This is a genomic window from Polaromonas sp. (assembly GCF_035638815.1).
Classification (GTDB): Bacteria; Pseudomonadota; Gammaproteobacteria; order Burkholderiales; family Burkholderiaceae_C; genus Polaromonas.
This window is the reverse complement of the sequence record NZ_DASQZG010000012.1, coordinates 114,440-127,870: the sequence shown is the minus strand read 5'-3', so window position 1 is coordinate 127,870 and position 13,431 is coordinate 114,440. Positions and strand designations below refer to the sequence as shown.

At 59.5% G+C, this 13,431-nt stretch carries 14 protein-coding genes; 10 read left to right on the top strand and 4 right to left on the bottom strand.

Features of this window, described 5'->3' with window-relative positions; all coding sequences use genetic code 11:
- Positions 1 to 10 precede the first annotated feature (10 nt).
- From VE934_RS07520 to VE934_RS07505, 4 genes are read left to right on the top strand one after another with little or no spacing between them, the layout of a single operon-like run.
- Positions 11 to 286, top strand: a complete 276-nt coding sequence (locus VE934_RS07520) for a DnaJ domain-containing protein (RefSeq protein ID WP_324885950.1) — start codon at positions 11 to 13, stop codon at positions 284 to 286.
- A gap of 41 nt (positions 287 to 327) precedes the next feature.
- Positions 328 to 906 carry a hypothetical protein gene (locus tag VE934_RS07515; RefSeq protein WP_324885948.1) on the top strand — a complete coding sequence of 193 codons (579 nt, stop codon included), beginning with the start codon at positions 328 to 330 and terminating at the stop codon, positions 904 to 906.
- 34 nt (positions 907 to 940) lie between these two features.
- A complete protein-coding gene (locus VE934_RS07510) occupies positions 941 to 1,696 on the top strand; it encodes a hypothetical protein (protein WP_324885946.1) in 756 nt (251 codons plus the stop codon).
- Positions 1,697 to 1,726: 30 nt separating this feature from the next.
- Positions 1,727 to 2,935, top strand: coding sequence for a hypothetical protein (locus tag VE934_RS07505; protein WP_324885944.1), 1,209 nt, complete (start codon positions 1,727 to 1,729; stop codon positions 2,933 to 2,935).
- Positions 2,936 to 3,074: 139 nt separating this feature from the next.
- Here VE934_RS07505 and VE934_RS07500 read toward each other — a convergent pair whose 3' ends face one another.
- Genes VE934_RS07500 through VE934_RS07485 form a run of 4 tightly spaced genes read right to left on the bottom strand, consistent with a single transcriptional unit; the run spans position 3,075 to position 7,098 of the window.
- The gene (locus VE934_RS07500) at positions 3,075 to 4,115 is read right to left on the bottom strand and encodes a VWA domain-containing protein (protein WP_324886218.1); all 1,041 of its coding nucleotides are present in this window, start codon (positions 4,113 to 4,115) and stop codon (positions 3,075 to 3,077) included.
- A gap of 34 nt (positions 4,116 to 4,149) precedes the next feature.
- Complete coding sequence (locus VE934_RS07495) at positions 4,150 to 5,166, bottom strand: DUF58 domain-containing protein (protein WP_324885942.1); 1,017 nt, start codon at positions 5,164 to 5,166, stop codon at positions 4,150 to 4,152.
- A gap of 2 nt (positions 5,167 to 5,168) precedes the next feature.
- Positions 5,169 to 6,179, bottom strand: a complete 1,011-nt coding sequence (locus VE934_RS07490; protein ID WP_324885940.1) for a MoxR family ATPase — start codon at positions 6,177 to 6,179, stop codon at positions 5,169 to 5,171.
- A gap of 13 nt (positions 6,180 to 6,192) precedes the next feature.
- Positions 6,193 to 7,098 (bottom strand): S1C family serine protease, encoded by a 906-nt coding sequence (locus VE934_RS07485; protein WP_324885938.1) that lies wholly within the window; start codon positions 7,096 to 7,098, stop codon positions 6,193 to 6,195.
- Positions 7,099 to 7,217: 119 nt separating this feature from the next.
- On the opposite strand from VE934_RS07485, the gene VE934_RS07480 reads away from it, so the two are divergent.
- The 6 genes from VE934_RS07480 to VE934_RS07455 all read left to right on the top strand — a co-directional run bounded on the left by VE934_RS07480 (position 7,218) and on the right by VE934_RS07455 (position 13,324).
- Entirely contained in the window at positions 7,218 to 8,066 is an 849-nt protein-coding gene (locus tag VE934_RS07480) for a TatD family hydrolase (RefSeq protein ID WP_324885936.1), read from the top strand.
- On the top strand, positions 8,060 to 8,557 hold the full coding sequence (locus VE934_RS07475) for a DNA-deoxyinosine glycosylase (protein ID WP_324885934.1): 498 nt from the start codon (positions 8,060 to 8,062) through the stop codon (positions 8,555 to 8,557). The genes VE934_RS07480 and VE934_RS07475 overlap by 7 nt, the downstream gene beginning before the upstream one ends.
- 7 nt (positions 8,558 to 8,564) lie before the next feature.
- Entirely contained in the window at positions 8,565 to 9,341 is a 777-nt protein-coding gene (locus VE934_RS07470; RefSeq protein ID WP_324885932.1) for a spermidine synthase, read from the top strand.
- 48 nt (positions 9,342 to 9,389) lie between these two features.
- Entirely contained in the window at positions 9,390 to 11,180 is a 1,791-nt protein-coding gene (locus VE934_RS07465; RefSeq protein WP_324885931.1) for a GspE/PulE family protein, read from the top strand.
- Between the two features lie 125 nt (positions 11,181 to 11,305).
- On the top strand, positions 11,306 to 11,794 hold the full coding sequence (locus tag VE934_RS07460) for a tripartite tricarboxylate transporter TctB family protein (protein WP_324885929.1): 489 nt from the start codon (positions 11,306 to 11,308) through the stop codon (positions 11,792 to 11,794).
- A gap of 9 nt (positions 11,795 to 11,803) precedes the next feature.
- Positions 11,804 to 13,324 (top strand): tripartite tricarboxylate transporter permease, encoded by a 1,521-nt coding sequence (locus VE934_RS07455; RefSeq protein ID WP_324885927.1) that lies wholly within the window; start codon positions 11,804 to 11,806, stop codon positions 13,322 to 13,324.
- Positions 13,325 to 13,431 lie beyond the last annotated feature (107 nt).

Genomic DNA, 13,431 nt, shown 5'->3' with positions numbered 1-13,431 from the left:
GCACCCTCGCATGACCGATCATTACTCCGCCCTCGGGCTGGACAGCGCGGCAACGCTCGCTGATGTTAAAAAGGCCTTTCGTCAGCAGGCATCTTTCTGGCATCCGGACAAAAACTCCGATCCCCAAGCTCCCGGGCGTTTTCGGGCGGTGCAGCAGGCCTACGAGGTGCTGTCGGACGCGGACAAGCGTCAAGCCTACGACGACAACCGTCGCCGCAACCTGCTTGACAGCCCCCTGGACACAGCGCGTGTCATCTGGACCGACTATTTCAACGCGCTGGTTTGACGCTTGCGTACTGAAGAACACGACATGAAAACCCCCGCCATATGAGCATCTCCCCCTACTTCCTCGATCTCGGCTCGGCTTACCAGTCCGAAATAGATGATCTGCGCTTCGACTCGGAGGGGTGCGACGTGCTGCAGCAGCGACTGGCAGGCAAACGCCGGGAGATCGGTTTTCTGGTCCAGATGATGGACATCAGTCCCGAGATGGTGGCGGTGGTGTTTCACCAGGGATTTGAGTTCAGGGAAAAGGCGGTCATGGAGCATTTGCTCACTCATGGCGCAGACGCTCTTCCCGACTGGGGAAGCCTGACGCACGGTTGCGAACTGAAACCCTGGGCCCAGGAGTTGGCCGACATCGTCCTGAAAGCACCTGGTGGCAACAGGTTTTTGACGTTGACTGCGGGCCTGGAATACATGGCTGGTCTGCCGAACGCGTCAGCTGGATCCGTCTTGCGCATCGACGCAGAAGAGGACGAAGATAAAGACGGTGACCGCGAGGAGGGCGATGGCCTGGTGGTCTTTGATGACGATGGCGAGGGCGAGGAAAGCGGCGATGAGCGGGCACGCCAGGAGGCGGGCGCCGACTGGCTGGTCCAGCAGGGCTTTGACCAGAAAGACTGATGAAGACAACCATGACACCGAATGTGAACCCCTGATGAGCAAACACCTCGCCCTGATAGAAAAAACCCAGAGCCTGATCGCGGCTGGCGACATCGTTGGCGCCGAGTCGGCCCTGGTTGGTCTGGCCGATGCCGAAGGCGACGGCGCGTTGATGGTGGTGCTGGAGCAGTTACCGGCCAAGGACGTGCTGGCCGTCATTCGTGAGTACGACAACTCCCGCGAGTCAGTGGTTGGCCTGCTGGTGACGCCTGCGCAATTCGCACGCGCCGTGGTGATCGAAAAGCTCTACAAGGATCTGACCCGCACGCATTTGCGCGGCATGGTCAATGCCGTGATTTTCCGGGAGGATGCGGATCCGGTGGAGTTTTTGACCGCGATTGGCGACATTGAAGGCGGGAGCGAGGCGCTGGCAGATTATTTTTCTGATCAGTGGAGCCGCATCGAAGGTTTTGCGCGCAGTGGCAGCTTTGAGCCGGCCGATGAGTACGGCAAGATGCTGTCGCAATCGGCGCTGCTGGCCTCAGCCTGGGAGAAGCCGCGTGTGCAGCAGGATGAAATCGCTGACCGGGACTGGATGGAGCTTGCCTGGATCCTGCGTTATGAACTGCCGGACTTGTTCATTGAAATGCTGATGGTTCTGCGCGCCAAGGTCAGCGCTCACCAGCAAGCGGCCTCTGATGAAGAGGGTGACGATGAAGCAGAGGACGACGGCAAGGTCGAAACGGGTGACACCGATCGCGGCAAGGCTACGCCGACGGCGCGCGAGTCCGACGAGGAATCGGCGATCTGAGCTTGCGCAGCCCCGACTAGCTCCGAACCCATGTCTTCACCTTCCGCCATTTCGCTTTACGATGCACGTCCTTTTTTCGAAAAGGCACTGCAGCACGGCGTACAGCACGGCATCATTGGCCCTGAAAAAATCGAAGCCATGCGTGTCGATGGCCCCAAGGGCATGGTGCAGATTGCGCGGTACTTTGGTAACGAGTATTTGCGCCCCGAGCTTGAAAAAGCGCGAAGCCGAATGGTCAATCTGATCAGTCTTTACCTTGAAAGTAGCTGCGGCGGGGACCTGCAACTGGCCGCTGAGTCGCTGCGCGATTTTTCGCTGTTGTCGCGCTCCAAGGGCGGCTCAGATATGCTCAAAGCCCTGATTGCACTGCCGCAAAGCAGCCACTTCGGCATGAATGAACGCGGCGGATTCAAAGACGAACACATTCCGCTGCTTGCCAAGTGGTCGTTGCGCAGCCTGAGCGAATATCAGGCCGAGCTTGCGACGCGCAGCCAGGTGGCTCAGGTTATGGAAGCGGCCCTCTGGCTGGCCGATGAGCTGGGCATGGACGCTGAGGAACTGGACGAAGTTGGCGCGGATGCTGAAGCGGTCGTGCGCAGCTGCTTGCTGGCGCTGGCGTTGGGGCGCGTCGAGATGCCCGACTGGGTGGCGTTCGAAAAGATGGTCGGCACCTTGCGTAAAAGGCATGGGGACGTTGCGGCGCTGCCCCTTGCTCTTCCCAAAAATCTGCCTGCGCATCTGAGAGTTGTGGTGGAGGCTTTGCGGCAGAACGTCATCGCTGACGGGCCGACAATACTGGACGCAGCCTTGCCGATACGCCAGTTGTTCCACAGGAGCCCGGCTTTCATGGGCCGCTATTTCTGGATGGAAGACGGTTTGAATGAGGTCGACCACCATGACCGTGCGGCATCAGCTGTGTGGCGCAAGGTCACCGGCGGCAATGCTGACGATGGCTCGCTGCTGACCCTGTTCCTGTGCGTGGCAGCAGCAGCACCCCCCAAGACCCTGTTGACCGAAAAAAGCGCTGCGGCGCTGGTGCGCAAAATCCGCAAATCCGGCTTGACGCCCGGCCTGGCGCACCAATACATCGTTGACCATGCCCCGGCGCAGCACCGGGATGCCTACGCGCGCCTATGGGAAGGTTTTGTGGAGGAGGCGCAGGCGACATTGCAAAGTGACGCTGTTCACGCGCAGGGCGACGCGCTGGCCCTTTTGCGGCGCGAGTGCCATGTGCAGTAGGACGTTCTCGCCTGTGGCGGCACAGGCTCGATTTTTATTGGTCATTTAGGGATTTTGCCCATACTGCACGGGCGCGAGTAGCTATAAAAGTTATAGCGAATGCTTCGTCAAATGCCGCACAGCGCTCGTCGCGCGGATTTCAAAGAATTCGGTTAAACCACAACAGCGACAGGCTGGCCGACAGCAAGGCCAGAACTGCGGCGCCCAACGCCAGCAGGCCGGAGATTTCGGTCTCTTTTTTCTCAACTGTCAGGCGCGAACTTAAAGTCTCGTAGACTTTTTTCAAATCTGCAGCTGTGCCGGCGTAAAAGTAGTCAGCTGAAGTTTTGGCGGCGACCGCCTTGAGTGTCTCCTCGTCAAGCCGCACCCGCATGGACCAGCCCTCGAAGCCGATGGTCTCGCCATCCACCGTGCCAATGCCTACCGTGTAGATGCGTACGCCGCGGTCGGCCGCCATCTTGGCGGCTTCCAGTGAATCAACACCCGTGGTGCGCTGGCCGTCCGTCAGCAAAATGATGGCAGCCGAGTTGTAGGAGCCGGGCGCCACGGGTGTGAACTCTTTGGTTTCTTTTTTCTCCTGATCGATAGCCAGGCCTCGCTGCCTCTCGCGTCCGCCCTGCATCGATTGCAGGTCAATCCCGGCGTCCGGAAACAGGGTGGCCAGCGACATGATGATGCCGTTGCCAATGGCTGTGCCGCGCTGCAACTGAAAGCGGTCTATGGCAGACGCCAGGTCCTCACGGTTGACTGTGGGGATTTGCGCCACCTGGGCAGAACCAGCAAAGGCGACGATGCCGACCTTCACGGATCTGGGCAACTCGGTCAAAAAAGCCTTGGCCGCGGCCTGGGCTGCGACGAGGCGATTTGGCTGAACATCGGTGGCGCGCATGCTGCCCGATACGTCCATGGCCAGCATGATGGTTTGCTGATTGGAGGGCAGGGTAATCACAGCGGACGGGCGGCTCGCCGCGATCAGCATCAGGGCGAGGGACAACAAAAACAGCGCGGGTGGAATGTGGCGCCGCACGGTTTGGCCCGAGCCCATGGCTTCGCGCACGATGGACAGGCTGGCGTAACGCAAAGCCATCTTCTTTTTGCGACGGAGCAACCAGACGTAGAGAAACACCAAAAGTGGCAGCGCCAGCAACAACCACAGAAATTCGGGCCAGAGGAAATTGATAGGTACGGTCATGGGGTGCCTTTTCCGGCCGCACTCAGGCGGCGGCTTTCAAATGGGTCGGCAACTGGGTTTGGGCGCTTCTGCTGGCACCGGAAGCCTGGCGCCGGCGCTTGCGCATGTCGGTAAATCGAACCACGGCATCTACCAGGTCACCGTCGGTGGACAACTCCAGTGAATCGACGCCTGCACGGGCGAGGCTTTGGCGCAAGTCTGCTTCGCGCTGCGCAGCGATGCGCGCAAATCGGCGGCGAAAGCCGGCGTCATGGGTATCCACCATCAGTTGCTCGCCGCTCTCCGCATCACGAATCGGAATCAGTCCCAGGTCGGGCAGCTCCAGCTCCAGCGGGTCAAGAAGACGCACCGCCACCACCTCGTGCTTCTGCGCCAGCAAGCCCAAAGGCTTTTCCCAACCCGGTTCGCAGATGAAATCCGAGACGACAAAAACCGTTGAACGGCGTCGCACGAGATTGGCCGCAGAGCGGAGCAGTTCATCAAGGCGGGTGCTGCTAGACGTTGTAGTTGCCGGCCTGGTCTGCATGGCGTGGAGCAGGTGCAGCACGTGACCACGGCCACCGCGGGCCGGGATCACGGTGTCGACGCCCGTGCCGTACAGCATGGCACCGACGCGGTTTCCGTGGCGTGTCAACACCCGGGCAAGGACGGTCACAAACTCCGCAGAAACCTGACTTTTGCGCTGGTTGCCTGAGCCAAAGTCAACCGAAGGGCTGAGGTCCAGCAAAAACCAGCTGGCCATCTCGCGGTCCTCGGTGAAGACCCGCACATGTGGCGTTTGCAGACGGGCGGTCACATTCCAGTCAATGTGGCGCACATCGTCGTGGTGCTGGTACTCCCGCAGGTCGGCCAGGTCCATGCCGGTACCGCGCATCAGCGTCCGGTAGTCGCCCAGCAGCAGGCCGTCGAGCCGGCGCAGCACTGTCCATTCAAGGCGACGCAAGACCTGATCGGCGCTGCCGCTCGCCCGCCCGGCAGGAGCCCGGCCGGCGACTTCGACAGGCTCAGCACGAGCAGATTTGCGCAACCAGTTCAACATGATCAGGCCGCAAGTTTCTCGTGCTCTAACGGTTTGGCAGGCGCAGGAATTTTTGCCATGATTTTTGCAATCACCGTGTCGGCACTCATACCCTCGGACAGAGCTTCATAGGACAACACCAGCCGGTGCCTGAGCACCTCAGGCACCAGATCTGTCATGTCTTCGGGTAGCGCGTAGGTTCGGCCACGCAGCATGGCAAGTGCCCGTGCACCTTCAGTCAGGCCGATGGTGGCGCGTGGGCTGGCACCGAATGTGATGAAGCGCGCCAGGTCTTTCAGGCCGTGCTTCTCGGGCGTGCGGGTGGCTGAGACCAGACGCACGGCGTACTGGATCAGCGAAGGATCTACATACACGCGCCGGCACTCGCGCTGCAATTCGGCCAACTGCTCGGTGGTGGCGACTGCAGATACCGCGACGGCCGGCCCTGTGACACGCTGCACGATGACAAACTCCTCTTCGTCCGTCGGGTAGTCCACCAATACCTTCATCATGAAGCGATCCACCTGCGCCTCTGGCAATGGGTAGGTGCCTTCGGTTTCGATCGGGTTTTGCGTGGCCATCACCAGAAATGGCTCAGGCACTTTGTGGGTTTCGCCTGCAATCGTCACCTGACGCTCCTGCATCACTTCCAGCAGGGCGCTTTGCACCTTGGCTGGTGCGCGGTTGATTTCATCGGCCAGCAGCAGATTGGTGAACACGGGACCCAGCGAGGTACTGAAGTCGCCGGTCTTCTGGTTGTAAATGCGCGTGCCAACCAGATCCGCGGGCACGAGGTCTGGCGTGAACTGGATACGTTTGAAATTACCTCGCACGGTATTGGCCAGTGTTTTGACGGTGAGCGTTTTGGCCAGGCCGGGTACACCTTCTACCAGCAGGTGGCCCTGGGCCAGGATGGCCACCATCACGCGCTCCAGAAAGCGGTCTTGCCCAACCACCACGCGTTTGACCTCATAGAGAATTTGCTCCATGAGTTGGGCGGTGTCAGGGTTGGGCGAGGATGTCTGATCTTGCATGGGGAGGTTTCCTTCAGAAGGGATGCATGCCGATGGCGGAAGCGGCGTTTTCAATCGGTACGGCAAAAGCGATGCCGACAAAGCTGCGCTGCTGGTTGGGGTTGAAAATGGCGGTGACGATGCCGACGACCTCTCCGTCCATGGTGACCAGCGGGCCGCCCGAGTTGCCCGGGTTGGCGGCGGCGTCAAACTGGATCAGGTTCTTGATGGCTTGCCCACCATCGGGGGAGCGGAAGGTGCGTTTCAGGCCCGAGATGACCCCGGCCGATGCTGAAGGACCAATGCCAAAAGGGTAGCCCACAGCGAGCACATGGTCACCGGGCGCCAGGTCGCCGGTGGACCGCATGGTGGCTGCAATCATGTCATCGGGAATTTTGTGCGCCTGCAGCACGGCCAGATCGTTTTCTGGCTGCGTCCCCGTGATGTCGGCGGTCGATTCAAGCCCATCGGAAAATACGACCTTGATGGTTTGAGCGCCTTGCACCACATGCAGGTTGGTCAGGATGATTCCCTTGTCCACGATGACGACGCCCGTGCCCACGCCCATTTCCACGTCTTCTGCCCCGTCTTTGCCTTTGCCGTAACCCATGACACGCACCACCGAGGGGCGGATGACCTCATAGGCTTTGGATTCTGCGGATGGGAGCTGAACGGTTTCGAGTGTTTTCAGGACCGCCGCGTTGATGTCGGCCTGCGTCAGCCGGCGCTGAGTGGGTCGCAATGACAGGGACAAGCTGATCAGCAGAAGCACTGCCAGCACCAGAACGGCGAGCCACAGCAGACGCGGGTTGGACGCGGAAAAAAAACGGGGTGCGGGAGGTGCGAGGGCTTGTGCGGCCGGGACCCCATGGTCAGGCGGCTTTGGCGTCTGGTCCTGAGAAGGTCTGCTGGAGCTGCTGTAAAGGGCTGGCCTGCGCATCCGTGTCACCTGTATTAAATGGTTTTCTGGACTTACAAAATGCACGGTATCACGTATGGCGCGTCCCTGCATCTTCTTCGGACATTGGATCCGGAAAATGGTTCAGGCATTATTCAGTCATGCCCTGCTGGATAGATACCCACTGCCACCTGGATGCTGGTGAATTCAGCGCAGACCGTGCTGAGATGCGCCACCGCGCCACGGTGGCGGGTGTGGTGCACTGCGTCATCCCGGCAACCGGGGTGGCCAATTTTGAAGCGGTGCGGTTGCTGGCCCACGGGTTTGGGGACAGCTATGCGCTGGGGATTCACCCGCTGTATGTCAAGCAGGCGCTGGATGCGGACCTGGCAGCGCTGGACGCCGAACTAAGTTTGCGGGCAAGCGACCCGCGCCTGGTAGCAGTGGGCGAGATCGGGCTGGACTATTTTGTGCCCGAGCTGAGCCAGAGCCCTCTGCGAGAGCGACAGGAATTTTTTTACCGGCAGCAATTGCTGTTGGCGCGCAAACATGAGCTCCCCGTGATCCTGCATGTGCGGCGCTCGGCAGACCGCCTGCTCAAGCACTTGCGCGAACTTGCCCCTGAGCATGGCTGGAGCGGGATTGCACATGCCTTTAACGGCAGTGAGCAGCAGGCCATGGAGTTCATCAAGCTCGGGTTCAAACTCGGCTTTGGCGGGGCCGTGACTTTTGAGCCCGCTTTGCAGCTTAGGCGCCTGGCCACGGAACTGCCACTGGACGCGTTGGTGCTGGAGACCGACTCACCCGATATTCCTCCGTACTGGCTGTACACCACGTCAGCCCGGCGCTCAGAAGGTCAGGCGCAGGGTCGCAATGAGCCCGCAGAGTTGGCACGCATCGCAGCCGTGGTTGCAGAGCTGCGCGGCGTGTCTGTGGATGAGCTTGCCTCTGCCGCCGTGGCCAATGCGTTGGCTGCTCTGCCCAAACTCAAGGGTTTGCTGGCGTGCTGACTGGTCTGGCGCCGCTGATTGACAGCCACACCCGGCTATTGATTTTGGGGAGCTTTCCCGGTGTGGCGTCGCTGGCGAGTCAGCAGTATTACGGGCATCCACAAAACAGTTTCTGGAAAATGTTGCATGCCATTTGGCCGGATGGCCCAAGTATGGCGGTCGATAGTAGCTATCAAAATCGTAGCAAATGGTTGTTGTCCAAGCGCGTGGGACTTTGGGATGTGTATGCGGCCTGCGAGCGTGCAGGCAGTCTGGACAGTGCGATCCGAAATGCAAAACTGAACGATTTTTCTTCGTTGAAAATGCGTTGTCCGAAGCTCCAGGCCATTGCCCACAATGGGGGCGAAAGCTTCAGGCATTCGCGCCATACCGTTTCGCTGGGCTTACCGGTTTTTAAATTGCCATCAACCAGCCCGGCCAATGCCTCGATGAGCTTTGAACGCAAGCTGGCGGCTTGGCGTGAGGTGTTCGACGCGCAGGGGCTGGTGTAATAGGTACATGCCCCGCAAAGAATCAGCAGCCCGCAGCGCCGCGCCAGTCCAGCTGCCTGAAGTCAACTTTTCCGACTTCGGTGATATTCGTTACCTTCATCTGGGAAGCCCCTGGGTGCAGGGCTCCATGCTCATGGACAAGCCTTTCGATATCGAGTTGGAGTACGTCCAGCGGATGATGGTGTGGCTGCTTTTTTGCGAAGCTTCCGCAGTGCCCGCTCAGCACGCCATGCAGCTCGGTCTGGGGGCTGCTGCCCTTACCAAGTTTTGCCACAAAAAGCTAAAGATGAAAACCACTGCGGTGGAGCTTAATCCGCAGGTTATCAGTGCCTGCAGGTTGTGGTTCAAGTTGCCGAAAGACGACCTCCGGCTCAAAGTTATTCAGGCCGATGCCGGGCAAGAAATCCTCAAAGCCTCACACCAAGGCACAGTCGATGCGCTGCAGGTAGACCTGTACGACCACGAGGCCGCAGCGCCGGTGCTCGACAGCGAGGACTTTTACGCGCATTGCAGGGACTTGCTGACGGACCAAGGTGTGATGACGGTCAATCTCTTTGGCCGCGATTCAAGCTACACGAAATCGCTGGAAAAAATCACCCGTGCATTTGGTGCGGAAGCGGTGTGGGCTTTCAAGCCCACTCGGGAGGGCAACACCATTGTTGCGGCGCAGCGCGAACCCAGTCGTCCCGATCGCACCGAGCTGGTGCAAAGGGCGGATGTTATCGAATCACGCTGGGGTTTACCCGCAAAGAAATGGCTGCGCCTTTTCAAACCCGTGGCCTGAACCTTTGTGGGCCAGATGGTGGGTTACAGTGCCACCATGCGCGCTGCGATGCCCCCCACCTCCCGCCCTGAACCCACCGCCAAATCCGCTCACGTTGGTCCCCTGGACTGGCGACGTCTGGTGGAGTGGTTAAGCGAAGACGGCGTCATCTCCGCCGCAGAGGCCCAGCGCACGATTGCGCGTTGCGCCCAGGTGCAAAGTGCCCAGCATCCGCTGATTCGCCTCGCTAGCGTCAGCATGACGCGTGTCGCAGACGGCAAGCCGCTGGATATTGAATCCATCACCCAATGGCTGGCTGGCCGTGCCAACCTCGGTTATCTGCGTATTGATCCACTCAAGGTCGACGTGGGCAAAGTGGCAGACACCATGTCGGCGCTGTATGCCGAACGCCACAAAGTGCTGCCGGTGCAAGTAACGCCGTCCGAAGTGGTGGTCGCAACTGCCGAGCCGTTTATCACCGACTGGGTGTCTGAAGTGGAGCGGCAAGCCAAACGCAGTGTGCGTCTGGTGGTGGCCAATCCGACAGAAATTTCCCGTTACACCGCAGAGTTTTTTGCGCTGGCCAAGTCCGTCAAGGCAGCCATGAAAGCCGGCGGAAACGCTGGTGCAGCAAGTTTTGAGCAACTGGTTGAGCTGGGCAAAACCAACAAGCAGCTGGATGCCAATGACCAGGGCGTGGTGCAGGTGGTGGACTGGCTGTGGCAGTACGCCTTTGACCAGCGCGCCAGTGACATTCACCTCGAGCCACGGCGTGAGCAGGGTGTCATCCGCTTCCGCATCGACGGCAAACTGCATCCGGTGTATCAGTTGCCCATGGGTGTGCACAACGCCATGACAGCGCGCATCAAGCTGCTGGGCCGCATGGATGTTGTTGAAAAACGCCGACCGCAGGATGGCCGCATCAAGACCCGCAATCAGCGCGGTGACGAGATTGAAATGCGTCTGTCCACACTGCCCACGGCCTTTGGCGAAAAAATGGTCATGCGTATTTTTGACCCCGACACCACGGTGAAGGATCTGGATGCGCTGGGTTTTTCACAGCACGATGCTGAGCGCTGGGAGCAACTGGTCAAGCGGCCGCACGGGATCATTCTGGTCACCGGACCAACTGGCTCTGGTAAAACCACAACGCTGTATTCCACACTCAAACGGATTGCGACCGAAGAAGTCAACGTCAGCACGATTGAAGACCCGATCGAGATGATCGAGCCATCGTTTAACCAGACGCAGGTGCAGGCCCATCTTGATTTCGATTTTCCTGAGGGACTGCGTGCGTTGATGCGGCAGGACCCGGACATCATCATGGTCGGCGAGATTCGGGATCTGCAGACGGCGGAGATGGCGGTGCAGGCCGCACTCACCGGACATCTGGTGTTCAGCACCCTGCACACCAATGACGCGCCATCTGCTGTGTCGCGCATGATGGAGCTTGGTGTCCCTTCCTATCTGATCAATGCCACGCTGCTCGGTGTGCTGGCCCAGCGACTGGTGCGTACCTTGTGTCAGCAGTGCCGCGAGAAAGACGAGGGCACTCCGCGCGAAACACTCGCCGAGGTGGTCAAACCCTGGCAAATCAACGGCGGATACCGTCCGTACAAGCCTGCCGGTTGTGTCGACTGCCGCATGACGGGTTTCCTGGGCCGCATGGGCTTGTACGAACTGCTGACCGTGACCGAGGCATTCAAGGACAAAGTGACCAGGGAGCCGAGCATCGATGCCCTGCGGCGGCAGGCCGTAGCGGATGGCATGCGTCCGCTGCGATTGGCAGGTGCGCTCAAGGTGGCGGAAGGGGTGACCACCATTGAAGAAATTCTCGCAACCACCCCGCCTCTTTCCTGAAGCTGGATTGCGCGCCTGCGCTGGGCAGGGAGCTGTAACGCGCGCGACTGTAGGTGAAAGCCACATGGCTAACGGCTTGGGTTAACTGCACAATCCAGCGATATTCTTTATAGAGGAGACGAACCGTGCATATCAAGAGTCAAAAAGACTTCTTCTGCGGGCTCATGTTCATGACCGTAGGCGTCGCGTTTGCATGGGGCGCAAGTACCTACAGCCTGGGCACCGGTGCGCGCATGGGGCCAGGTTATTTCCCTTTGATGCTTGGCATCATGTTGGCAATTCTGGGCGCTGCCATCACTTTCTCGGCTTTGGTTGTTGAAACCGAAGGTGGCGAAAAAATCGGCAAATGGGCCTGGAAACCACTGTTTTTCATCATCGCGGCCAACGTCACGTTTGGTGTTCTGCTCGCCGGTGTGCCCGCGCTCAAGATCCCCGCTTTCGGCCTGATCGTCGCGATCTACGCCGTGACCTTTATTGCGAGCATGGCAGAGGCAGGCTGGAAGTTCAAAAATACTTTTATCCTGGCGACGGTGCTGGCCGTTGGCAGTTACTTGGCCTTCGTTGTGGCGCTGAAGCTGCAGTTTCCTGTGTGGCCCGCCTTCATCACAGGCTAAGGAATAAAGATGGATCTCATTACCAATCTCTCGCTGGGTTTCAGCGTCGCTTTCACGCCCATCAACCTGCTGTACGCACTGGCCGGCTGTATTTTGGGGACGCTGATCGGCGTGCTGCCCGGCATTGGCCCAGTGGCAACCATTGCCATGTTGTTGCCAGCTACCTATGCTCTGCCACCTGTTTCAGCGCTTATCATGCTGGCCGGCATTTATTACGGTGCGCAGTACGGTGGTTCAACCACCGCCATTCTGGTCAACCTCCCTGGCGAATCTTCATCGGTGGTGACCTGTATTGACGGCTACCAGATGGCCCGAAAGGGCCGCGCCGGGCCGGCGCTGGCTGCCGCTGGCCTGGGCTCATTCTTTGCAGGTTGTGTCGGCACGCTGATCCTGGCTGCCTTTGCCCCACCGCTCACAGAGCTGGCTTTCAAGTTCGGACCTGCTGAATATTTTTCGCTGATGGTGCTCGGCCTGATCGGCGCCGTCGTGCTGGCCTCTGGCTCGCTGCTCAAGGCTGTGGGCATGATTGTGCTGGGCCTGCTGCTGGGTCTTGTGGGCACGGATGTGAACTCGGGCGTGGCCCGTTTCAGCTTTGACGTTCCAGAGTTGACGGACGGCCTTGGCTTCATCGTGATCGCCATGGGTGTATTCGGGTATGGCGAGATCATCAGCAACCTGTCGCAGCCAGAGCATGAGCGTGAAGTGTTTACCGCCAAGGTCTCCGGCCTGATGCCTACCAAGCAGGACTTCAAGGACATGGCGCCTGCCATGCTGCGCGGCACTGCTCTGGGTTCATCACTGGGTATTCTTCCTGGCGGCGGCGCTTTGCTGGCTGCGTTTGCCGCTTATGCGCTGGAAAAGAAAATGGGCACGAAGCCCGGGGAAATTCCATTCGGCCAAGGCAACATCCGCGGTGTGGCGGGTCCTGAGTCAGCCAACAATGCCGGTGCTCAAACCTCTTTTATCCCCTTGCTGACCTTGGGCATTCCTCCCAACGCCGTGATGGCGCTGATGGTCGGCGCCATGACGATTCACAACATCCAGCCGGGCCCGCAGGTCATGACCAGCAACCCCGAGTTGTTCTGGGGCTTGATCGCCTCCATGTGGATCGGCAACACCATGCTGGTTATTTTGAACCTGCCGTTGATTGGCATGTGGATCAAACTGCTGACCGTGCCTTACCGCTACCTGTTCCCTGCGATTGTGTTGTTCTGCGCGATTGGTGTTTACTCCACCAACAACAACACCTGGGACATCTGGATGGTGGCCATCTTCGGTGTGATTGGTTATCTCTTCATCAAGCTGGGGGCAGAGCCTGCGCCGCTGCTGCTGGGCTTCATCCTGGGCCCCATGATGGAAGAAAACCTGCGCCGAGCGCTGCTCCTATCGCGCGGCGACTGGAGCGTGTTTGTCACGCGTCCCCTGTCGGCTGGTTTGCTGGCCGCAGGCGCGCTGTTGCTGGTTATCGTGTTGTTGCCCGCCGTGAAGAACAAGCGCGAGGAAGCCTTCCACGAAGACGACCCCGTGTAAGCGGCGCTTCGCTTGCCAACGGCGCCTGCGGGCGCCGTTTTTGTTGGTGTACTCGGAATTGCGCACCCGCGGGCACGTCGCATGGGGAAATCAATCACAATTCCTGA